This window comes from Pseudokineococcus sp. 5B2Z-1 (assembly GCF_037482305.1).
Lineage (GTDB): Bacteria > Actinomycetota > Actinomycetes > Actinomycetales > Quadrisphaeraceae > Pseudokineococcus.
Genome location: NZ_JBBHZG010000002.1, coordinates 235677 through 256334, shown reverse-complemented (window position 1 = coordinate 256334; position 20658 = coordinate 235677). Strand labels below are relative to the sequence as shown.

General features: G+C 77.5%; 19 protein-coding genes and 1 pseudogene. 13 read left to right on the top strand and 7 right to left on the bottom strand.

Going from position 1 to position 20658, the window contains the following annotated elements; genetic code table 11:
* Window positions 1-75: 75 nt before the first annotated feature.
* The 6 genes and pseudogenes from WDV85_RS05385 to WDV85_RS05360 all read left to right on the top strand — a co-directional run bounded on the left by WDV85_RS05385 (window position 76) and on the right by WDV85_RS05360 (window position 6368).
* Window positions 76-1143: an NAD(P)-binding domain-containing protein gene (locus tag WDV85_RS05385; protein WP_339569658.1), complete on the top strand. Its 1068-nt coding sequence runs from the start codon at window positions 76-78 to the stop codon at window positions 1141-1143.
* A 104-nt stretch (window positions 1144-1247) separates the two neighbouring features.
* Window positions 1248-1592: pseudogene (locus WDV85_RS05380) on the top strand (DUF2200 domain-containing protein); the annotation flags it as partial.
* A gap of 222 nt (window positions 1593-1814) precedes the next feature.
* Complete coding sequence (locus WDV85_RS05375; protein WP_339569656.1) at window positions 1815-2828, top strand: hypothetical protein; 1014 nt, start codon at window positions 1815-1817, stop codon at window positions 2826-2828.
* Window positions 2825-4360 carry a hypothetical protein gene (locus WDV85_RS05370; protein WP_339569655.1) on the top strand — a complete coding sequence of 512 codons (1536 nt, stop codon included), beginning with the start codon at window positions 2825-2827 and terminating at the stop codon, window positions 4358-4360. The genes WDV85_RS05375 and WDV85_RS05370 overlap by 4 nt, the downstream gene beginning before the upstream one ends.
* Window positions 4357-5031, top strand: a complete 675-nt coding sequence (locus tag WDV85_RS05365; RefSeq protein ID WP_339569654.1) for an ABC transporter ATP-binding protein — start codon at window positions 4357-4359, stop codon at window positions 5029-5031. The genes WDV85_RS05370 and WDV85_RS05365 overlap by 4 nt, the downstream gene beginning before the upstream one ends.
* Before the next feature lie 134 nt (window positions 5032-5165).
* Window positions 5166-6368: an ABC transporter permease gene (locus tag WDV85_RS05360; RefSeq protein ID WP_445263232.1), complete on the top strand. Its 1203-nt coding sequence runs from the start codon at window positions 5166-5168 to the stop codon at window positions 6366-6368.
* A gap of 28 nt (window positions 6369-6396) precedes the next feature.
* On the opposite strand, the gene WDV85_RS05355 is transcribed toward WDV85_RS05360, so the two are convergent.
* The gene (locus WDV85_RS05355; protein ID WP_339569652.1) at window positions 6397-8298 is read right to left on the bottom strand and encodes a glycoside hydrolase family 2 protein; all 1902 of its coding nucleotides are present in this window, start codon (window positions 8296-8298) and stop codon (window positions 6397-6399) included.
* A gap of 61 nt (window positions 8299-8359) precedes the next feature.
* On the opposite strand from WDV85_RS05355, the gene WDV85_RS05350 reads away from it, so the two are divergent.
* The gene (locus tag WDV85_RS05350; protein ID WP_339569651.1) at window positions 8360-9370 is read left to right on the top strand and encodes a LacI family DNA-binding transcriptional regulator; all 1011 of its coding nucleotides are present in this window, start codon (window positions 8360-8362) and stop codon (window positions 9368-9370) included.
* 72 nt (window positions 9371-9442) lie between these two features.
* The gene (locus WDV85_RS05345) at window positions 9443-10363 is read left to right on the top strand and encodes an NAD-dependent epimerase/dehydratase family protein (RefSeq protein WP_339569650.1); all 921 of its coding nucleotides are present in this window, start codon (window positions 9443-9445) and stop codon (window positions 10361-10363) included.
* Window positions 10364-10371: 8 nt separating this feature from the next.
* On the opposite strand, the gene WDV85_RS05340 is transcribed toward WDV85_RS05345, so the two are convergent.
* Window positions 10372-11301 (bottom strand): alpha/beta fold hydrolase, encoded by a 930-nt coding sequence (locus WDV85_RS05340; protein ID WP_339569649.1) that lies wholly within the window; start codon window positions 11299-11301, stop codon window positions 10372-10374.
* Between the two features lie 33 nt (window positions 11302-11334).
* On the opposite strand from WDV85_RS05340, the gene WDV85_RS05335 reads away from it, so the two are divergent.
* On the top strand, window positions 11335-13320 hold the full coding sequence (locus WDV85_RS05335) for an AfsR/SARP family transcriptional regulator (RefSeq protein WP_339569648.1): 1986 nt from the start codon (window positions 11335-11337) through the stop codon (window positions 13318-13320).
* Between the two features lie 229 nt (window positions 13321-13549).
* On the opposite strand, the gene WDV85_RS05330 is transcribed toward WDV85_RS05335, so the two are convergent.
* Both WDV85_RS05330 and WDV85_RS05325 read right to left on the bottom strand, forming a co-directional pair.
* Window positions 13550-14383: a DNA-formamidopyrimidine glycosylase family protein gene (locus WDV85_RS05330; protein WP_339569647.1), complete on the bottom strand. Its 834-nt coding sequence runs from the start codon at window positions 14381-14383 to the stop codon at window positions 13550-13552.
* Between the two features lie 42 nt (window positions 14384-14425).
* Complete coding sequence (locus tag WDV85_RS05325) at window positions 14426-14674, bottom strand: hypothetical protein (RefSeq protein ID WP_339569646.1); 249 nt, start codon at window positions 14672-14674, stop codon at window positions 14426-14428.
* 151 nt (window positions 14675-14825) lie between these two features.
* Between WDV85_RS05325 and WDV85_RS05320 the strand changes: the two genes are divergently transcribed.
* On the top strand, window positions 14826-15524 hold the full coding sequence (locus tag WDV85_RS05320) for a hypothetical protein (protein ID WP_339569645.1): 699 nt from the start codon (window positions 14826-14828) through the stop codon (window positions 15522-15524).
* 19 nt (window positions 15525-15543) lie between these two features.
* Here WDV85_RS05320 and WDV85_RS05315 read toward each other — a convergent pair whose 3' ends face one another.
* Window positions 15544-16275, bottom strand: a complete 732-nt coding sequence (locus WDV85_RS05315) for an SDR family oxidoreductase (protein WP_339569644.1) — start codon at window positions 16273-16275, stop codon at window positions 15544-15546.
* 94 nt (window positions 16276-16369) lie between these two features.
* On the opposite strand from WDV85_RS05315, the gene WDV85_RS05310 reads away from it, so the two are divergent.
* Entirely contained in the window at window positions 16370-17218 is an 849-nt protein-coding gene (locus WDV85_RS05310) for a LysR family transcriptional regulator (RefSeq protein WP_339569643.1), read from the top strand.
* A 126-nt stretch (window positions 17219-17344) separates the two neighbouring features.
* On the opposite strand, the gene WDV85_RS05305 is transcribed toward WDV85_RS05310, so the two are convergent.
* Entirely contained in the window at window positions 17345-18289 is a 945-nt protein-coding gene (locus WDV85_RS05305) for an NADP-dependent oxidoreductase (protein ID WP_339569642.1), read from the bottom strand.
* A 350-nt stretch (window positions 18290-18639) separates the two neighbouring features.
* On the opposite strand from WDV85_RS05305, the gene WDV85_RS05300 reads away from it, so the two are divergent.
* Window positions 18640-19500, top strand: a complete 861-nt coding sequence (locus WDV85_RS05300; protein ID WP_339569641.1) for a helix-turn-helix domain-containing protein — start codon at window positions 18640-18642, stop codon at window positions 19498-19500.
* A 34-nt stretch (window positions 19501-19534) separates the two neighbouring features.
* Here the strand turns inward: WDV85_RS05300 and WDV85_RS05295 are convergent, their stop codons facing one another.
* Window positions 19535-20023: an Lrp/AsnC family transcriptional regulator gene (locus WDV85_RS05295; protein WP_445263231.1), complete on the bottom strand. Its 489-nt coding sequence runs from the start codon at window positions 20021-20023 to the stop codon at window positions 19535-19537.
* Window positions 20024-20111: 88 nt separating this feature from the next.
* Here WDV85_RS05295 and WDV85_RS05290 point away from each other — a divergent pair, with 88 nt between their 5' ends.
* Window positions 20112-20612 carry a DUF2000 domain-containing protein gene (locus tag WDV85_RS05290; protein ID WP_445263230.1) on the top strand — a complete coding sequence of 167 codons (501 nt, stop codon included), beginning with the start codon at window positions 20112-20114 and terminating at the stop codon, window positions 20610-20612.
* The last annotated feature ends 46 nt before the right edge of the window (window positions 20613-20658 follow it).

Here is a 20658-nt window from a genome sequence, read left to right as displayed (position 1 = left end):
GTCCCGAGCGACCCCGCCCCTCGCGACCCCCTCCCGCCCGCCTCCGCCGCCGACCGGTCGGCGACCGTCGTCGTCGTGGGCGCCGGGCAGGCCGGGCTGTCGGCGGCGCACCACCTGCGGCGCCGCGGCTTCACGAGCGCGCTCGACGGCGACGGGGGCCGGTCCTCCGTCGTCCTCGACGCCGACGCCGCCCCCGGCGGCGCGTGGCAGCACCGGTGGCCCTCCCTGCGGATGTCGACGGTCAACGGCATCTTCGACCTGCCCGGCGCCCCGCTGCCGCCGATCGACCCGGAGGAGCCCGCGCGCACGGCCGTCCCCCGCTACTTCGCGGCCTACGAGCGCGACCAGGGGCTCCCGGTCCTGCGGCCGGTGCGGGTGCGGCGCGTCGAGCGCGTCGACGACGACCCCGAGGGCGACCTCCTCGTCCGCACCGACGCCGGGACCTGGCGGGCCGCCTTCGTCCTCAGCGCCACGGGCACGTGGACCAACCCGCTGCTCCCCCGCTACCCGGGCGCCGAGGTCTTTCGGGGGCGCCAGCTCCACACGAGCCAGTACGTCTCGGCCGAGGAGCTCCGCGGGCACCGGGTCGCCGTCGTGGGCGGCGGCCTCTCGGCGGTCCAGCTGCTCGAGGAGGTCTCGCGGGTGGCGTGGACCGCCTGGTACGCCCGCCGCGAGCCCGTCTTCCGCGAGGGCCCCTTCACCTCGGAGACGGGGCGCGACGTCGTCGCCCGCGTCGCGGAGGACGCCGAGGCCGGGCGGGCGCCGCGCAGCGTCGTCTCCTACACCGGCCTCTCGTGGACGCCGTACGCCGTCGCCGCCCGCGAGCGCGGCGTCCTGCGGCGCCGCCCGATGTTCACGGCGCTCGAGCCGCACGGCGTCCGGGAGGCGGACGGCACGTCCACGTCCGTCGACGTCGTCCTGTGGGCCACCGGGTTCCGCCCCGCGCTCGACCACCTCGAGCCGCTGGACCTGTGCAGCGCCGACGGCGGCGTCGAGGTCCGCGGCACGCGGGTGGTGCGGGACCCGCGGGTGCACCTCGTCGGCTACGGCCCCGCGCAGTCGACGGTCGGCGCCAACCGCGCGGGGCGCGACGCCGTCGCCGACGTCGTCGCGGCGCTGCGGCGCCGGGCGCCCCGGCCCTGAGCCGTCCCGACCGGGGCGCCGGGGCTCGACGCGGACCACCCCCGCGCGCGACCCTGGGCGCCCGCGACCGGGAGCGCCGGCCGCCCGAGGAGCAGGGGGCCGCCGTGGCCGGGCACCGCGTCTTCGCCGCGCCGCTGGCGAGCATCCACCCGCACTACGTCGCCAAGGTCGAGCGGAAGGGGCGCAGCCGGGCCGACGTCGACCTCGTCGTCTGCTGGCTCACGGGCTACGACGCCGCCGGCCTGCAGCGCGCCCTCGACGAGGAGGTCGACCTCGAGACGTTCTTCGCGCGGGCGCCGGCGATGACGCCGCGCACCGCGGAGATCACCGGCCTCGTCTGCGGTGTCCGCGTCGAGGACGTCGAGGACCCGCTCATGCAGCAGATCCGCTGGATGGACAAGCTCGTCGACGAGGTCGCCCGCGGGAAGAAGCTGCCCTCGGTGCTGCGCGGCGACGACGTCGACGCCGCCCGGGCGCGGGCCGGCCTGGGCGCCCCTGACGCCGCCGGCGTCCCCAGCGCCACCGACGGCGCTGCGCCGGATCACGTTCCGGCAACTCCCTGACCGGAGGGCCTGCGCTCCCCTAGCGTCCGCCCTGCGGGCAGAGGTCGCCTCCGACGAGCTGCCGACGGGGGCCCGGGGCGCTGCTGCGCCCGGGCGCAGGGGGTACTCATGGCGCTCTCGACGACGTCCTCTCGCCGGACCGGACCCGCTCGCGGGAGGGCCTCACGGGCCCTCGCCGCCGCCCTCCTGGGCGGGGCCCTCCTGCTCGCGGGGTGCGGCGGAGGCACCGGCACCGACCCCGAGGCTGAGGGGGAGGTCGGCCCGCTCGGCGAGTACTTCGCGCAGATGTACCCCGAGCAGTCCGAGGAGGACATGGCCGCGCAGATGCGCGAGGTCGAGGAGATCACCGCCGCCTGCATGCAGGAGCAGGGCTTCGACTACACGCCGATGGACACCTCGCAGGCCTTCGACGAGATGACCGTCGAGGAGGACGTCGACTACGAGTCCGAGGAGTACGTCGCCACCCACGGCTACGGGATGACGACGTGGGAGGAGGAGGCCGCGCCCGCCGAGGAGGAGGTGTGGGTCGACCCCAACGAGGACTACGTCGCGGGCATGTCCGAGAGCGAGCAGACCGCCTTCTACGAGGCGCTCTACGGGCCCATGGACGTCGTGGAGGAGACCGACCCCGAGGCCGAGATGGCCGAGTACGACTGGACCACCGCGGGGTGCAGCGGCGAGGCGCAGCACGAGGTGGAGGGCGAGACGGTCGACCCCTTCAGCGACCCGGCGTTCTCCTCGCTGCAGGAGGAGATGGACCGGATGTACACCTCCGTGCAGGACGACCCGGCCGTGGCCTCCCTCGACGGCGACTGGTCGGCCTGCATGGCGGAGGCCGGCTACGACTTCGCGACGCCGGACGCCGCCTGGGAGGACATCAGCACCCGCAGCGACGAGCTGTACGCCGCGACGAGCGAGACCTCTCCGGAGCCGGACCCGGCGGCGTGGGAGGAGCTGCAGCAGCTGGAGATCGCCACCGCCCTGGCCGACCACCGCTGCAAGGACGAGGTCGACTACGACGAGACCTACCAGGAGGTCTCGCTGCGGGTCGAGGAGGAGTTCGTCGACGCCCACCGCGCCGAGCTCGACGCCATGGTCGAGGCCGCGGGCCAGGAGCCGTGAGCGAGGGGTCCCGCGCGGGCCGGGGCGGCCGCACGGTCGCGGTCGTCGGCGTCACCGCCGCGCTCGCCCTGGGTGCTGGCCTGCTCGCCGGGAGGGCCGTGACGTCGCCCGCCGAGGCGGCCGCGGAGGCGGAACCGCCGGCGGCCGGGCCCATCACGGTGCCCGTCGAGCGGCGGGTGGTCTCCGACGACGTCGTCCTGCGGGGCGACGTCCGCTACGACGACCCGGCGCCCGTCGCGCTGGAGACGGGTGACCGCGGCGAGGCGGGCCCCGCCGTCGTCACCGGTGCCGTGCCCGAGGTGGGCGCGACGCTCGAGGCGGGCGCCGTCCTCCTCGAGGTGACGGGCCGCCCCGTGCTCGTGCTGCCCGGGGAGCTGCCGGTCTACCGCAGCCTGCGCTCGGGCTCCTCGGGGCCCGACGTCGTCCAGCTCGAGGAGGCCCTCACGGCCCTCGGCATCGACGTGGGCGAGCCGGGCGACACCTACGACAGCGGCACCGCAGCCGGGGTCCGGGCGCTCTTCGACCGCGCCGGCTACGCCCCGCCGTCGGCGGGCGAGGAGGTGGACGCCCTCGTGGAAGACGCCGAGGCGGCGCTCGAGCAGGCGGAGGCCGACCTCGCGGCGGCCCGCGCCGCGCTGCAGGAGGCCCGGTCGGGCCCTGCCGAGTCGACGCGGGTGGAGGCCGACAACGGCGTCCGCGAGGCCGAGCGCCAGCTGGCCGCCGCACGCGAGGGCGGCGACGCCATGGCCGTGGCCACGGCGGCGGACGCCCTCGAGCTGGCCCGCGCGCAGCGGCGCGAGGCCCTCGCCGTCCCCGAGCCGGTCGCGGAGCAGCAGGCGGTCGCGGCGGCCGAGGGCGCCCGCGACGGCGCGCAGGATGCCCTGGTGCAGGCGCGGGACGAGGCGCTGACGGGGCTGCCGGCGGGCGAGGTCGTGTACCTGCCGTCGCTGCCCCGCCGCGTGGACGAGGTGTCCGTGCGCCGCGGGGGCCTCGTGGACGGGGCGGTCGTGCAGGTGTCCGGCGCGACGCTCGAGGTCTCGGCCACGGCGTCGACGAGCGACGCCGCGCTGCTGGCGCCGGGGATGCCGGCGGTGCTCGCGGGCCCCGACGGCGAGGAGGTCCCCGTCGAGGTGTCGGCCGTCACCGACGACGAGGCCGGTGGCGCGCCGGCGGGCGCCGAGGGCGAGGGCGGTGGCAGCTCCGGCGGGGAGGGCTCCGGCGAGGGCGAGCCGGGGACGGCCCGCTCCACGGTCGTCTTCGCCGTCGGCGCGCTCACCGAGGAGCAGCTGACCGCGCTGCAGGGCCAGAACGTGCGCGTCACCGTGCCGGTCAGCTCGACCGGCGGGGAGGTGCTCGCCGTGCCCCTGGCCGCGCTGACGGCCGGGCCCGGCGGCGAGTCGCGGGTCGAGGTCGCCGGCGACGACGGCGCCACCGAGCTCGTCGTCGTCGAGACGGGGCTCGCCGCGGACGGCTACGCCGAGGTCTCCGGCCCGGGCCTGGACGAGGGCGACCTCGTCGTCGTGGGGCGATGAGCGCCCCCGTCGTCGAGCTCGTCGGCCTGACCCGGACCTTCCCCGGCCCGCCCCCCGTGCACGCGCTCGACGGGGTGGACCTCGTGGTGCGCGCCGGGGAGTACGTGTCGGTCGTCGGGCCGTCGGGGTCGGGCAAGTCGACGCTCCTCCACGTCCTCGGCCTGCTCGACCGCCCCACCGGAGGGGACTACCTCCTCGACGGCGTGCCGACGTCGACGACGTCCGAGCGCCACCGCGCCCGCCTGCGCGGGGGCCGCATCGGCTTCGTCTTCCAGCAGTTCCACCTGCTGCCGCACCGCAGCGTGCTCGAGAACGTCCTCCTCGCGACGCTCTACAGCGGGGTGCCGCGCGCGGAGCGCGTCGAGCGGGCCCGCGCCGCGCTGGAGCGGGTGGGCCTCGGCCACCGCGTCGACGCCGCGCCCACCACCCTGTCCGGCGGCGAGCGCCAGCGCGTGGCCGTCGCCCGCGCCGTCGTCACCGGCCCGAGCCTGCTCCTGGCCGACGAGCCCACCGGCAACCTCGACTCGGTGAGCTCCGCCGCGGTGATGGACCTCTTCGACGAGCTGCACGCCTCGGGGCTGACGCTCGTCGTCATCACGCACGACCCCGTGGTGTCCGCCCGGGCGCAGCGGCGGGTGCGCATCAGCGACGGCCTGCTGGCGGAGCTGTGAGGCGGCGCGCCGCGCCGGTGGCACTCGAGGACGTGCTCGAGCTGGCCGAGGCGGACCCGCCACCGCCACCGCCCCCGCGTCGGCGGGGGTGGCGGTGGTGGGGCCGTCCGTGGCGGCGGGGAGACGGCTTCGACCTGCGGGACCTGCTCGCCGAGGGCGTCGCCAGCGTCGGCGCCCGCCCGGGCCGCCTGGCGCTGACGATGCTCGGCACGGTGCTCGGCATCGCCTCGCTCGTCGTCACCGTGGGGCTGGCGCAGACGGCCGCCGGGCAGGTGGGCCGCCAGTTCGACGCCGTCGCCGCCACCCAGGTCGTCGTCCGCCCCGGCAGCGTCTTCACGCAGTCCGGCGAGGAGCGCGCGACGGGGCGCCTGCCCTGGGACGCCGAGGAGCGCGTCGAGCGGCTGGCCGGCGTCGAGGACGCCGGGGCGCTCGCCGCCGTCGACCTCGGCGGGGCGCCCGTCACCGCCGTGCCCGTCAACGACCCGTCGGCGCCGGCCGCCGTCTCGCCGCCGGTCCTGGCCGCCTCCCCCGGGCTGCTCGACGCCGTCCGCGGCCGCGTCGTCACCGGTCGCTTCTTCGACGCCGGCCACGACGCCCGAGCCGACCGGGTGGTCGTGCTCGGGGCCCGGGCCGCCGAGCGCCTCGGGGTGGGCCGGGTCGACCGGCAGCCCACCGTCTTCCTCGGCGAGGTGCCGTACACGGTCATCGGCGTCGTCGACGGCGTGCAGCGGCGCACCGACCTGGTCGACGCCGTGCTCCTGCCCCTCGGCACCGCGCGCGCCGACCTCGGTCTCGCCGCGCCGGAGGAGCTGCAGGTGCGCATCGAGGTGGGGGCGGGCCCGCTCGTCGCCCGCCAGGCTCCCGTGGCGCTGGACCCGGGCAGCGACGACGCCTTCGACGTCGAGGCCCCGCCCGAGCGGTCACGGGCCCGCGAGGCCGTCCAGGCCGACCTCAACGCGACCTTCCTCGCCCTCGGGGCGGTGGCGCTGCTCGTCGGCGGCCTCGGCATCGCCAACGTCACGCTCCTGTCGGTGCTGGAGCGGCGCGGCGAGATCGGCCTGCGCCGCGCCGTGGGCGCCACGCGCCGCCAGGTCGCGGGCCAGTTCCTCGTCGAGTCGGTCGTCCTCGGCCTCCTCGGCGGGGTGGTCGGCGCCTCGCTCGGCGTGCTCGTCGTCGTCGGCGTCTCGGTGGTGCAGGCGTGGACGCCCGTCCTCGACCTGCCGACGGCCTTCGGCTCCGCGCTGCTCGGCGGGCTCATCGGGCTCGTCGCCGGCGCGTACCCGGCGGTCAAGGCCGCCACGGTCGAGCCGATCACCGCGCTGCGCGGCGGGGTCTGAGCACGGGGCGAGCCTCAGCCGGGTGGTCTCAGCCGGCGCCGCCCGTCACCGCCCGGCGGATGTCCTCGACCGGCGCCTTGGGCCGCCGCTGCGCGTCGAGCAGGCCGTTGGTCTCCTGCTCGGTGTCCGTCAGCTGCGTGTAGCAGGAGCCCGCGAGGAAGGAGCTGGCGCGGACGGCGTCGTAGAGCGCGGCGATGCGGGCCGTCCAGTCCCCGGCGTCCTCGGCGGCGGTGTACCCCCAGGAGCCCTCGCGCTCGCCGCCCGGCTGGAAGGAGATCCCGCCGAACTCGGTGAGCATCACCGGTTGCCCGGCGTCGACCGCGCCCCCGACGAGCATCGGCCGGCCCGCCGGCCCGAGCCCCGCCAGCAGCCGGTCCCGGGCGGCGGCGTCGGCGTACCGGGGGGCGAGGACGGCGCCGTCGCCCTCGTAGTCGTGGACGGTGGCGATGTCGGTGCCCGGCTGCTCCCACCCGTCGTTGCCGACGACGGGCCGGCTCGGGTCGAGCGCCCGGGTGAGGTCGACGAGGCCGCGGACGTACGCCTGCTGCGCGGGGTCGACCCGCACCTGCTGGACGCCCCAGGACTCGTTGAAGGGGACCCAGGTGACGACGCACGGGTGCGAGGCGTCGCGGTCGACGACCTCGACCCACTCCGCGACGAGGAGCCGGACGGCGCGGGCGGAGAACGCGTAGGCCCCGGGCGCCTCCCCCCAGACGAGCAGCCCGAGCCGGTCGGCCCAGAAGAGGAAGCGCGGGTCCTCGACCTTCTGGTGCACCCGGCAGGCGGTGAACCCCAGCTCGCGGATGAGCTCGACCTCCCGTCGCAGTGCCTGCGGGGACGGCGCCGCGAGGTGCGACTCGGGCCAGTACCCCTGGTTGAGCACGCTGCGGACGTCGTACGGGTGCCCGTTGAGCAGGAACGCGCCGTGCGCGACCTCGGCGGTGCGCAGGCCGACGTAGCTCGAGACGGCGTCGACCGGCCGCGAGGCGTCGCCGTCGCCCGCGACCTCGAGCGCCACGACGGCGTCGAGCAGGCGCGGCGTCTCCGGGGACCAGGTCAGCTCGTGCTCCGCCTGCCCGTTGTGCTGCCCCGCGACGGGCACGCGCAGGTCCACCTCGCGGGCGCCGGGCCGCACGGCCTGCGTCGTCTCGGCGAGGACCTCGTCGTCGTGCCGCAGCACCACGCGCACCCGGGAGCCCGCCGGGGCGCGACCGCGCAGCCGCACCGTGAGGTCGAGCGCGGAGCGCCCGAGCGCGCCGGGCGCCGGCAGCCACCGCAGGTGCTCGACGCTCGTGGCCGGGACGGCCTCGAGCCAGACCGTCTGCCAGATGCCGGTCGTGCGGTGGTACCAGATGCCGTGGGGCTCCTCGTGCCAGTCCTGCTTGCCGCGCGGCTGCGCCGCGTCGTGCGGGTCGTCCTCCGCGCGGACGACGACGAGGGGCTCCCCGTCGCCCGCGGCGCGCACCGCGCTCGTCACGTCGACGGTGAAGGGCGTGTGCCCGCCGACGTGCTCGCCGACGAGGGCGCCGTCCACCCACACGCGCGCGCTGTGGTCGACGGCGCCGAGGTGCAGCAGCACCCTCTCCGAGGGGTCGCCGGCGCCCGCGCGGGCGAGGTCCTCGGCGGAGAGCCGGCGGGCGTACCAGACCACCGGGTGGAAGCCGTGGGCCTCGACGCCGGAGGCCGACGACTCGGGCGGGAACGGGACCCGGATCTCGCCGGCGTCCGGCAGCCCGGCGGGCCAGCCCTCGGCGAGGCCGACGTCGGCGTCGTCGTGGCGGAAGGCCCACGGGCCGTCGAGGCTGGCCCACGCGGCGCGCAGCATCTGCGGGCGGGGGTGCGTGCCGTCCTGAGCGCTGGCCCGCGGCGGGGCCGCGGGGCCGCGGACCTCGCCGGGCGACGTGGGGGCGGTCTGCTCGAGGAGGCTCATGCCGGGGGACGTTATAGCGCTACAAACGCCCGTGGGAAGAGCCGCGGCTAGCCTCTCGACCGTGCCGAGGGTCACGCTGCGGGACGTCGCGGAGCACGCGGGCGTGTCCGTCATGACCGTCTCGAACGTCGTGAACGGCCACCAGCACGTCAGCCCGGCGATGCGCCAGCGCGTCCGCGCCGCCCTGGCCGAGCTCGGGTACCGGCCCGACGCGCGCGGTCGCAGCCTCGCCACCGGGCGGTCGGGCATGGTCGCCCTCGCGTTCCCCGACCTGCGGCGCCCCTACTTCGCCGAGCTCGCGCACGTCCTCGCCCGCGCCTGCGCCGGGCGCGGCCTGCGGCTGCTCCTCGAGGAGACCGGCGGCACCGAGGAGGGCGAGCGGGCCGTGCTGCGCGACCGCGACGCCGGCCTCGTCGACGGGGCGCTCATCCACCCCTCCGCGCTGACCGCGGCCGAGCTCGACGAGGTGCGCGGGGGCACGCCGGTGGTCGTCCTCGGGGAGGACCCGGCGCCGCGCGCCGACCAGGTGGCCGTCGACAACGTCGCCGCGGCCCGCGACGCGGTCGCGCACCTCGTGGCGCTGGGACGCCGCCGGGTCGCCTTCCTCGGCGTGGAGGCCGGCGGGGCGTCACCGACGTCGCGGCTGCGCCTCGAGGGCTACCGCGACGGCCTGGCCCGCGCCGGGCTGGCCGCCGACCCGGCGCTCGTCGTCGCGCGCGCCTCGGGGGACGCCCGCGCCGCGGAGGCCGCGCTCGGCGCCGCCCTCGACGACGGGATGCGCCTCGACGCCCTCCTGTGCCGCGACGACCTGGCCGCCGTCGGCGCCCTGCGCGCGCTGCACCGGCGGGGCCTGGACGTGCCGGGCGACGTGGCCGTCGTCGGCTGGGACGCCGTCGAGCTCGGCGAGAGCCTCGTCACCACGCTCACCTCCGTGGCTCCCGACACGACGGCGCTCGCGGAGCGGGCGCTCGACCTGCTGCTGGAGCGCGTCGCCGGGCTCGACGCCCCGGGGCGGCACGTCGTCGTCGGCCACCGGCTGCGGGTCGGCGAGAGCGCGCCGCTGCCGTCCTGAGCCCGGACGACGTCCGGCGCGCGCGAGGGGCCGGACGTGCGCTGGACCGGGCGCGGGGGTTGGGTGGAGACCATGCGCATCTTCTTCACCGGCGGCAGCGGCAAGGCCGGTCACCACGTGGCGCCCTACCTCGCGTCGCAGGGCCACCAGGTCACCAACGCCGACCTCACCCCGCTCGGCCACCCCGACGTCACCGACCTGCGCGTCGACCTCACCGACGCCGGGCAGGTGTACTCGGCGATGGCCGGCATGCCGACGATGGCCGACCTCGAGGCGCCCGAGCTCGTCCAGGGCGGCAGCGGGTCGGCCTACGACGCCGTCGTCCACTTCGCCGCCGTGCCCGCCATCGGCATCGCGCCCGACTCCGCCACCTTCGAGACCAACATCCTGGCGCACTACCACGTGCTCGAGGCCGCGACCCGGCTCGGGATCCGCAAGGTCGTCTTCGCCTCCTCGGAGACGACGTACGGCGTCTGCTTCGCCCAGGGCGAGCGCACGCCGCTGTACGTGCCGGTCGACGAGGAGCACCCCGTCGTCCCGGAGGACTCCTACGCGATGTCGAAGGTCGCGGGCGAGGTCGTCTCCCGCTCCTTCCACGCCCGCACCGGGGCCGACGTCTACGGCTTCCGCATCAACAACGTCATCGAGCCGCACGAGTACGAGGAGAAGTTCCCCGCCTTCCTCGAGGACCCGGCGCTGCGGCGGCGGAACCTCTTCGCCTACATCGACACCCGCGACCTCGGGCAGGCGACGCTGAAGGCGCTGGAGACCGACGGGCTCGGCTTCGAGGTCTTCAACATCGCCAACGCCGACATGTCGGTGGCGGCGACGACGCAGGAGGTCGTCGAGCGCTTCTACGACGGCGTCGAGGTCCGTCGGGAGATGGGCCGGGACGAGACCTTCTACTCGATCGAGAAGGCCCGCCGGCTGCTCGGGTACGAGCCGCAGCACTCGTGGCGGGACGTGCTGGCGGACCCGCGCGCGGACGCCTGACCGGTCGCTCAGCGCCGCAGCAGCGCCCGGACGTCGGCGACGACCTCGTCGGGCGCCGTCTCCGCCAGGAAGTGCCCGGCGTCCGTGAGACGGCGCTCGAGGTCGTCGGCCCAGGGGCGCCACACCGCCGCGGCGTCGTAGCCGAGAGCCGCGCCCCAGTCCTGCTGGACGACGCTGACCGGCATGGCCAGGCGCCGACCGGCGTCCCGGTCGGCCTGCTCGTGCTCGACGTCGACGCCCGCGGTGGCGCGGAAGTCCGCGACGATCGAGGGCACCGCCGCCGCGCTGGCGGCGAGGTACGCGGCGCGGACGTCGTCCGGCACCGCCGCGGGGTCGGTGGTCCACGCGTCGAGGAAGTGGCCGAAGAAGGCGTCCGGGTTCGCGCCGATGAGGGCCTCGGGCAGCCCGGGCGGCTGGGCCATGAGGTAGAGGTGGAAGGCCGCGGCCGCCGAGCGGCCCTGCAGCACGGCCCACGTGTCGAGCGTCGGGACGGCGTCGAGCAGCCCGAGGTGCGTGACGGCGTCCGGGTGGTCCAGCCCGGCCCGCAGCGCCACGAGGAGCCCCCGGTCGTGGCCGACGAGCGCGAACCGCTCGTGCCCGAGCGCTCGGGCGAGGGCGACGACGTCGGCCGCCATCGTCCGCTTGCTGTAGGTGTCGGGGCTCGTCGCCGCGGGCTTGCTGCTGGCGCCGTAGCCGCGCAGGTCGGGGCAGACGACGGTGTGGTCGGCGGCGAGGCGAGTGGTGACGTGCCGCCACATGAGGTGGGTCTGCGGGAAGCCGTGGAGCAGCACCACGGGGGTGCCCGAGTCGCCGACCGCGGCGTGCAGGGTGACGCCGTCCGCGACGGGGACGTCGACGACGTCGAAGCCCGGGATGCTGGGGTCCGTGGGAGCCGGGACCGTGCTGCGCGCGAGCGGGTCGGTCGTCGTGTCCGTCATGCCTCGAGCCTCCGGCCGGCGGATGAGCGGCGGATGAGCGCGCTCCTGCGCCTCGGCGTCCTGGGCCCCACCACCGCCTGGGACGCGGGCGGCCGTGAGCTGCGGCTGCCCGGGCCGCGCCACCGCGAGCTGCTCGTGCGCCTGGCCGTCGCCCGCGGCGCCGTCGTCCCGGTCGCTGTCCTCGTCGAGGACCTCTGGGAGGCAGCGGCTCCGGACGACGAGCGCGGGCGCACGGCGGCCGTGCGCACCTTCGTCGCGGCCCTGCGCCGCGCCCTCGAGCCGGATCGCACCCCCCGGGCCCCGGCCCGCGTCCTGCGCACCCAGGGCCCCGGGTACGCCCTGCACCTGCCCGGTCGCGCGCTGGACGCCACCGCCTTCGAGGAGGACGTCGCCGCGGCGCGCGGCCTGCCGCCGGCCGGGGCGCAGGAGCGGCTGGCCGCGGCCCTGGCGACGTGGCGCGGCCCGGCGCTCGCCGACGTCGCCGGGCGGCCCTGGGCCGCGGGTGAGGCCGCGCGGCTCGAGGAGGTCCGCCGGGGCGCCGTCGAGCAGCTCGCCGCGGCCCGCGTGGACGCCGGCGCCCCCGGGACGGCGGTGCCCGACCTCGAGGCCCACGTCCGCGCGCACCCGCACCGCGAGGAGGGCTGGCGCCTGCTGGCGCTGGCGCTCTACCGCGACGGCCGGCAGGGCGACGCGCTCGCCGCCCTCCGGCGGGCCCGGTCCGTGCTCGCGGACGACCTCGGCGTGGACCCCTCCCCCGCCCTCGCGCGCCTCGAGCGCGACGTCCTGCACCACGCCGCCGGCGGCCCGACGCCGGCGGACGGCGCCGCGGCGTGGGACCGGACGGCGACGGCGTACGGGCTGGCCGTCGGCCGGGCGTCCCGGGCGCACCTGCGCGCGACGGGCGAGCTCCTGCGCGTGCTGGCGACGACGGGCGGGCCCGGGCTGGTCGCGGCGCGCCGGGAGCGCTCCGCCCTGGTGGACGCCGCCGAGGCCACCGGGAACGCCCTACTCCTCGCGCGGCTCGTGGGCGAGCACGACGTCCCGGCCCTGTGGACGCGCCCCGACGACGCGGGCCAGGCGCAGCGCCTCGTCGTCCTCGCCGAGCGGACGCTGGCCGACCTCGGCCCGGGCGCGCCGCCGGCGCTGCGAGGGCGGCTGCTGGCGACGGTCGCGGTCGAGACGCGCGGCGCCGGCGGCGTCGTCGCGGCCCGCGGCGCGGAGGCCGCCCGCGAGGCCGAGGCCCTGGCGCGGGGCCTCGGCGACCCGGGCCTGCTCGTGCACGCCCTCACCGGCGCTCACCTGCACACCTTCGACCGGGCCGGTCTCGCGCGCCGCCGCGCGGAGGTCGGGGCCGAGCTGGTCCGTGTCTCCGCGCGGCACGACCTCGTCGCCCACGAGGTGCTCGGCCACCTCGTCCTCCTGCAGGCGCGCTGCGCGCTGGGGGATGTCGCGGGCGCCGACGCCGCCGCGGCGTCCGCCGACGACCTCGGTGCTCGATCCGAGGCGCCCCTCGTCGGCGTCTTCACCCGCTGGTACCGCGCCGTCCGCGCGTCGCTCGTCGGCGGGCCGGCCGACGTCGTCGAGGCGCTCGCGTGCGAGGCCTCCTCCGCGACACCGGGCGACGCGATGCCCGGCGTCGTCGCGGGCCTCCTGCCGATGGCCGTCCTCGCCGCGCGGGTGCGCGGCGGCGACCACGACCTCGCCCCGGGCGGCTGGGCCGACCTCGACCCCGGGCCCTACGGCCCCTGGCTGCGGCCGTGGGCGCTGCTCGCGACCGGGCGGCGGCGCGACGCGGCGCGGGCGCTCGCCCGCACGCCAGACCCGCTGCCGGGCCACCTGCTCGAGGCGCAGTGGGGGCTGGCCGGTGAGGCGGCGCTCGTCCTCGGCGACGCCCGCACGGCCGCACGGGCCTGCGAGGCCCTGGCCCCCGCCGCCGGCGAGGTCGCCGGGGCGGGCAGCGGGATGCTCGCCGTCGGCCCGGTCGACGACCTCCTGCGGCGGCTCGACGCCGCGCGGTGACGCCGGGCGCGGACTTCGAGGGCCAGCGCGCGGCTCCTGGACGACGGGCGCGGACATCGAGGGCCGACGCGCCGCTCTCCGATCACGAGGGCGGACTTCGGGGGCCAGCACACGGCGTGGCGCCCCGCGAAGTCCGCACCGCTCCGAGGCCGACGGCGCGCCGCCCCTCGAAGTCCGCACTCGCGATCCGCGCGCCAGGAGTCTGCACACGACCGGCTCCGCCGGCGCGTCAGGCCTGCTGCTCGGCGGTGCACCACCACGTCGTGCGCCCGCCGACCTGGCCCGTCGCCATGTCGGCGCCGCACCGCGGGCAGTGCTGCCCCTTCTTCCGGGCGCCGATGACCTCGCCCGTGTGGACGCCGCCGTGACGGATCGCCGCGCGGGTCGCGGCGCGCAGCGCCCGGTGCAGGTCGGTGAGCTCCTCGTCCGACAGATCGCCGGCCGGGCGGTGCGGGTCCTGCCGCGCCTGCCACAGCGTCTCGTCGGCGAGGAGGTTGCCGACGCCGGCGAGCGCCGACTGGTCGAGCAGGCGCGCCTTGAGCGGCGCCGTCCCCCGCCCGACGCGCTCCTGGAACTCGGCGACACCGATCTCGCCGGCGTCGGGCCCGAGGTCGTCGAGCGACGGGTCCAGCCGCACCCGGCCGAGCCGCCGCTTGTCGAAGAGCCGCAGCGAGCCGCCGTCCTCGAAGACGAGCGTGAAGCGGTACCACTCGGGCTTGGCCACGGCCTCGTCGGTGCCGTCGACGCCGCGGACGGGGTCGCCGCCGTGGACGGTGCCGCCGTCGCCGGTCCGGACGATGATCCGCCCGCTCATGCCCAGGTGGAGGCCGAGCCGCGGGCCGTCCTCGCCGCGGCCGTCGTCGCCGGACGTGTCGCACCACATCGTCTTGCCCCGCCGGTGCGCCGCCGTCAGGCGCCGCCCGACGAGGGCGTCGCGGACCTCCCCCGGCACGTGGGGCCGGCAGACCCAGTCGTCGGCGTCGTCGACGTCGACGATCGTCCGACCGAGGGCCGCCTCCGCGATGGTGGAGCGGGCCAGCTCGACCTCGGGCAGCTCGGGCACCGGCTCAGGCTAGGTCGGCGGCCTCGCGCCGGCGCGGCGGTCCTACCGCCCGCGCCGGAGCCGCCCGTTGGTGACGACCGCCCACGTCAGCCCGCTCGCGAAGACCACCGCACAGGCGAGGACCGCCCACGAGGCGGCCGACCGCACGCCCTCGCCCACCGGCAGCACCATCAGCACGAGCAGCGCGAGGCCCGCGTGGAGGGCCGCCCGTCGCACGACGGCGACCGGGTGGCGGCGCGGCAGCACCGGGTCCCAGCTGCCGGGGCCGCGGTCCTCGTGGTCGGCGGGCACCGCTCGAGGGTAGGAGCCGACCGGACGCTCCCGGCCGTCCCGCCCCGGGGCGGCGGGTCGGCCCGCCCGAACGCCCTCCAGGAGCTCCCGTCCCGCGCCACACTCCGCGCGGGGCCGGTGGAGGCACCGGCGCGACGGAGGGTGGTGGCCCGTGGGACCGAGTGAGACGGCGACGACGCCGGTGCTGACGTTCGACGAGGGGGCGACGGGCCGGGGGCGCCGGAGGCCGCGGGGCGTCGTGCTCGGCATCGCCGGGCTGCTCGTCGCCGTCGGCGCGGCGGGCGGCGTCGTCCTGGCGCAGGACGCGGTCGTCTCGCGCGACGGGGCGAGCATGGTCGTCGTCCGCGACGCGCCGCCCGACGACCCGGGCGACTTCGACGACGCGGCCCTCGTCGACGGGGCTGTCACCGAGATGACGAACACCTACGGCACGGAGTACCACGTCGCTCCCTCGGACGGCCGGTGGCTGGACCTCGTCGTCTCGGTGACGAACGAGGGCCTGCTCCCGGTGCGCCTCACCGACGTCGTCCCGGCGCTCGCCGCGGACGAGCCCGTGCGCGTCCTCGAGGACGTCCGGGTCTCCGTGCCCGTCGACGCCACCGAGACGGCCTGGCGCGCCGTCGGCGAGGGCGTCGTCCTCGAGCCCGGGCGGTCGCTGCCGATCCGCATGACGGGCCGCCTGTCGACGGCGTGCGGGAGCCCGGCCCCGCCCGTCGAGGCCGGCGGCTGGACCGGGACGGACCGCCTCGTCCACCTGCGCTACGACCTGCTCGGCCTCCCCCGCCGCGCCGACCCCGCCACCTGGTTCACCGTGGCCCTCGACGGACCCCTGGGCTGCCCGGCGCCGTGACCGCTGGCCCGGCTGCCGCTCACCAGGGCACGACGCCCGCGTCCTCGAAGAAGCCGCCGGTCGGGCCGCCGTCCGGGAGCGTGGCGAGCCGGACCGGTGTCCGCGCGCCCTCCTGCGGCGTCCCCGTCCCGCGGAAGCCGTTGAGGTCGGTGGCCACGAAGCCCGGGCAGGCGGCGTTCATGAGGATCCCCGTGCCCTCGAGCTCGTGCACGTACTGGAGCATCACGGCGTTGAGGAAGGTCTTCGACGGCGCGTACGCCACCGCGACCGGCCCCTGGGCCGCCGCGTCCGCGGGGGCCGCCTGCCGGGTCAGCGACCCGACGCCGCTGGAGACGTGGACGACGCGCGGCGACGGCGCCCGGCGCAGCAGCGGCAGCACCGCGTTCGTGACGCGGATGACGCCGTAGACGTTCGTCTCCACCACCGTCCGGACGACGTCGAGGTCGACGGCCGAGGGCTGCTGCGGCAGGGACCCGGTGATGCCGGCGTTGTTGACCAGGACGTCGAGCCGACCCTCCTGCCGCTCGAGGAGCTCCGCCGCCGCTCGGACGCTCGCGTCGTCCGTGACGTCGAGCGGCACGCCGAAGGCGTCCACCCCGCTCGCGCGCAGCCGCGCGACGGCGTCCTCGCGCCGCGCGTCGTCCCGCGCCCCGACGCCCACGCGGAGCCCGAGGGCGCCGAGGCCGGCCGCGATCTCGTAGCCGATGCCCTTGTTCGCCCCGGTGACCAGGGCCGTCGTCGTCTCGCTCATGCCCGTGAGCGTGCGCGCGGGGCGGGACGGCCGTCCAAGACCGCCCGGGGCCCAGCGATACCGCACGGGTATGGGCGCGCGTAACGTGCCGACCGTGGAGTCGCGGGAGCTGCGGTACTTCGTCGCCGTCGCCGAGGAGCTCCACTTCTCGCGCGCCGCCGAGCGCCTGGGCATGGCGCAGCCGCCGCTGTCGCGGGCGGTCGCCCAGCTCGAGCGCCGGCTCGGGACGCCGCTGCTCGAGCGCAGCAGCCGTTCGGTGGCGCTCACGGAGGCCGGCGCGGTGCTGCTGCGCGAGGGCCGGGCGGCCCTCGACGCCCTCGAGGCGGCCGAGCACCGCACGCGGCGCGCGGCCCCTGCTCCGACCGGGACGCCGGGCATCGCCATCGCGACCAAAGCCGGTGCGTCCGACGAGCTCCTGGCGAAACTGCTCGACGCGCACGCCGCCGAGCCCGGCGCCGTCCCCGTCGAGGTCGTCCTGTGCGGGCCGGGCCAGCAGGCGCGGCTGCTGCGGACCGGCCGGGTCGACGTCGCGCTGCTGCACCCGCCCATCGACGACGTCGAGGGCTTCGACGTCGAGGCGCTGCGCACGGAGGGGCAGGTGGCGCTGCTGCCCGCCGGCCACCCGCTGAGCACCCGCACGAGCCTGCACCTCGCCGACCTGGAGGACCTGCCCGGCCTGCCCCCGCCGCGCTACCCGCGCGTGGACGGCACCTACCCCGAGGGCCCGGGGCCGGAGGTCCACGACCACGCCCAGCTCGTCCAGCTGGTCTCCCTGGGGCGGACGGCGGTCGTCGTGCCCGAGGTCGCCCGCGCGCACCTGCGCGGGGGCGTCACCGCCGTGCCGGTCGTCGACGCGCCCGAGGTGACGACCGTCATCGCCTGGCCGCCGCACAGCCGGTCCCTCGCCGTCGCCCGGCTCGTGGAGACGGCGACGCGGCTCTGAGGGTCAGACCGCTCACGGCGACGGTGAGGTCGCCGAGACCGACGAAGGGCGTCGTCCGGCGGTGGTGAGGACGCGCTTCGTCGGTCTCGGCGCCGGGCAGGCCCGTGACGGCCGAGGAGGGCGGCCTCAGCCGACCAGCACGACGACCTTGCCCGCGACCCGCCCCGCCGCGCCCTCGGCGTGGAGGGCGGGCAGCTCGTCGAGGCGAATGCGCCGGTCGACCTGGACGCGCAGCTCGCCGGCGTCGACCAGCCGCACGAGCTCGGCCAGGCGGTCGCGGTCGGGCAGGACGAAGACGGTGGCGGCCGTGACGCCGCGCGCCTCGTCGCCCGGGGTGGCCATGAAGGCGGTCGTGCTGACGACCTTCCCGCCGTCGCGGACGAGCGCCACGAGCGCGGCGAAGCGCTCGGGCTCGACCGGGGCGAGGTTGAGCAGGACGTCGACGGGCTCGGCCACCGCGTCGAGCAGGTCGGTCGTCGTGCGGTCGACCACCTCGTCGGCCCCGGCGGCGAGCACGGCGTCCCGGCTGCGCGGGCTGACGGTCGCGACGACGTGCACGCCGGCGCGCTTCGCCAGCGCCACGGCGTAGGTGCCGACGACGCCGCCCGCGCCGTTGACGAGCACCCGCTGCCCGGCCGTCAGCTCGCCGTCGTCGAAGAGCGCCTGCCACGCCGTCAGGGCCACCGACGGCAGGGCCGCGGCGTCGGCGAGCCCGACGGTCGTCGGCGCGGCGACGAGCGCGTCGACGGGGGCGAGGACGAACTCGGCGGCCCCGCCGTCGCGCTCCATGGGCAGGAAGCCGACGACGGCGTCGCCGACCTGCCAGCCGCTGTCGCCGCCGTCGTCGGACGGACCGACGGCGTCGACCGTGCCGGAGACGTCGTAGCCCGGCACGTGCGGCAGCTCGACGGGGATGGGCAGGAAGCCGCCGCGCATGCCGCCGTCCGCGGCGTTGTACGCCGAGGCCGCCACCCGCACGCGGATCTGGCCGGTACCGGGCTCCGGCGTCTCGACCTCCTCGGCCCGCAGGACATCGGGGCCGCCCGTCTCGTGGAAGCGCATCGCCTTCATCTCATCGCCCGCTCTCGCGTCGTGGTGGGGTGCCGACCCGATCGTCGGCGTGCGCCCACCGTGGCCCTCCTCGCGACGACGTACCTGGGCCAGGTCGGCCCACCCTCACGACACCGACGAGGTCCTGGTCCGCCCCCTCACGGCGCGTCGTCGACACAGGGCCGACCGAGGCGCCCCTCCCCCGCACGTCGTCGTCACTTCGCCGCCGGGAGCTCGTCCCCGGGGGCACTTCGACGACGAAGTGACTCAGGAGGGCCGACCCGCACAGCTCGTCGACGACGACGTGCCGCGGAAGGGCCGCGAGCCTGAGGCCCTCCCGCCCGAGCAGCGCGCGGGGGCACACTCCCGCCGTGACGGGACGCGAGTTCGGCACCGCGGTGCGCCAGCTGCGGGAGGCCGCCGACCCGACCGCCGCCGGGGTGACCGCCGGCCTCGGCGGCCGGCGGGTCCGCGGGCTGCGGCGCGAGGAGCTCGGCGAGCTGGCCGGCATGTCGGCCGACTACGTGCGCCGGCTCGAGCAGGGCCGCAGCCACCCCTCCGCCGCCGTCGTCGACGCCCTGGCCCGGGCGCTGGGAGCCAGCCGGGCGGACTACGAGCGCCTGTGCGTCCTCGCCGGGTACGCCGCCGCGGACGGGCAGGTGCCGGCCGACCTCGGCGTCGGGGCGACCCGCCTGCTGGAGCGCTTCTCGGACACCCCGATGTTCGTCGCCGACGCCGCGATGAACCTGCTCGCCGTCACGAGCCCCTTCCTGGCGCTCGAGCACTGGGAGCCCACCGGCGACCGCTGGGAGTGGAACATCGCCTGGCGGCAGTTCTGCAGTCCCTTCGCCACCTTCCAGCAGTCGGCCGCCGACGCGACCGACCACGAGGCGATCCTCGCCGCGCGCCTCAAGGACGCGGCGCTGCGCTACCCGCGTGACGCCGGGCTCGCCGCGCTCGTCGACGACATCCGCTCCCGCAGCGCGCTCTTCGACGGGCTCTGGCGCGACTCGCGACCGGTGACGGCGTACGGCAGCAGCGCGACCTTCCTGCGCTCCGACGGCGAGCCCGTGACGCTCGTCGGCGACCTCCTCGCGATCCCGGGCGACGACCTCGGTGCGCTGATGCTCACCGCCGCGCCCGGGTCGCGCGACGAGGCGCGGCTGGCCGAGGTGGTCGTCGCGGCCGGGGAGCCGTCGGTCGTGCGGGTCGACGGCCCTCCCGCGGGCTGAGCGCGGCCCTGACGACGGTGCGCACCCGCGGCTCTCAGCGCCGGGCGCGCCGCCGCGGCCCCGCGTGCTCGCGCACCGGCGCCACCTCGGCGACGCGGACGTGCTCGTAGACGACGGACGTGCGCACGTCGACGATCTCGGGCCGCTCGGTGAGGCGGTCGATGACGAAGGCGTACAGGTGGTCGTTGTCGGGCACCGCGACGTGGACGAGGAAGTCCTCGGTGCCGCTGGTGACGAAGACGCCCACGACCTCCGGCAGGGCGGCCACCCAGCTGCGGAAGCCCTCGATGCGCACCCGCGACGGCGGCCGGACGCGGACGGCGATGAGCGCCTGGACCGGGCGCCCGATGCGCGCCAGGTCGACGTCGAGGCTCGCGCCGCGGATGACCCCGCGCTCGCGCAGCGACCGGGTCCGCTCGAGCGCCGTGGTCGGCGAGACGCCCACGGCCGCGGCGACGTCGCGGTTCGTGCGCCGTGCGTCTGACTGCAGGACCCGCAGGATCGCCGCATCGACGTCGTCCATGCCCACCATGGCGGCAGGTTAGGCGGACGACGTACGGATCGGCCGCTCGATGAAGTGACACCGGCTTAGCGTCCTGACCATGAGCAGCATGAACGACGCCGCTGCGGCGTCCGAGGCGTCCGTCGTCCCGACCGTCGGCTTCGCGCCCGACGAGGTCCGCACCGGGGAGCCGACCCGCTCCGCCCGGCTGAAGTGGGTGGTCGTCGTGGCGGAGGGCCTCGAACCCGGGCGCGCCGTCAACGCGGCGGTGTGCGTCGCGAGCGCCACCGCCACGGCCGTCACGGGACTGCTGGGGCCGGACGCCGTCGACGCGTCGGGCTCGCCCCACCCCGGCCTGCCGTGGGCGGGGTGCAGCGTGCTCGTGGCCCCCCGCGAGCACCTCGCCGCCGTCCGCGCGAAGGCGGCGCTGTCCGAGGGCGTCCACGTGAGCGACATGCCCGCGTCGGCGCAGTCGACGCGGGTGTACGACGAGTACCTGGCGGCGGTGGGCGCCGCGGAGGGCGAGGAGCTCGACTACCTGGCCGTCAGCGTCGTCGGGCCGCGCAACCGCGTCGACAAGATCGTCGGGCGGCTGCCGCTGATGGCGTAGGCCGCGCCGGCGCCACGGGCGTCCGCCTCGCCCGGACCGTGCGCGA

Bases quoted from the DNA above. Each gene is read 5' to 3' on its own strand.
- WDV85_RS05375 (WP_339569656.1), top strand. From the start codon at position 1,815: ATGGCGCTCTCGACGACGTCCTCTCGCCGGACCGGACCCGCTCGCGGG.
- WDV85_RS05365 (WP_339569654.1), top strand. From the start codon at position 4,357: ATGAGCGCCCCCGTCGTCGAGCTCGTCGGCCTGACCCGGACCTTCCCC.
- WDV85_RS05355 (WP_339569652.1), bottom strand. From the start codon at position 8,298: ATGAGCCTCCTCGAGCAGACCGCCCCCACGTCGCCCGGCGAGGTCCGC.
- WDV85_RS05345 (WP_339569650.1), top strand. From the start codon at position 9,443: ATGCGCATCTTCTTCACCGGCGGCAGCGGCAAGGCCGGTCACCACGTG.
- WDV85_RS05340 (WP_339569649.1), bottom strand. From the start codon at position 11,301: ATGACGGACACGACGACCGACCCGCTCGCGCGCAGCACGGTCCCGGCT.
- WDV85_RS05335 (WP_339569648.1), top strand. From the start codon at position 11,335: ATGAGCGCGCTCCTGCGCCTCGGCGTCCTGGGCCCCACCACCGCCTGG.
- WDV85_RS05315 (WP_339569644.1), bottom strand. From the start codon at position 16,275: ATGAGCGAGACGACGACGGCCCTGGTCACCGGGGCGAACAAGGGCATC.
- WDV85_RS05305 (WP_339569642.1), bottom strand. From the start codon at position 18,289: ATGAAGGCGATGCGCTTCCACGAGACGGGCGGCCCCGATGTCCTGCGG.
- WDV85_RS05295 (WP_445263231.1), bottom strand. From the start codon at position 20,023: ATGGACGACGTCGATGCGGCGATCCTGCGGGTCCTGCAGTCAGACGCA.
- WDV85_RS05290 (WP_445263230.1), top strand. From the start codon at position 20,112: ATGAACGACGCCGCTGCGGCGTCCGAGGCGTCCGTCGTCCCGACCGTC.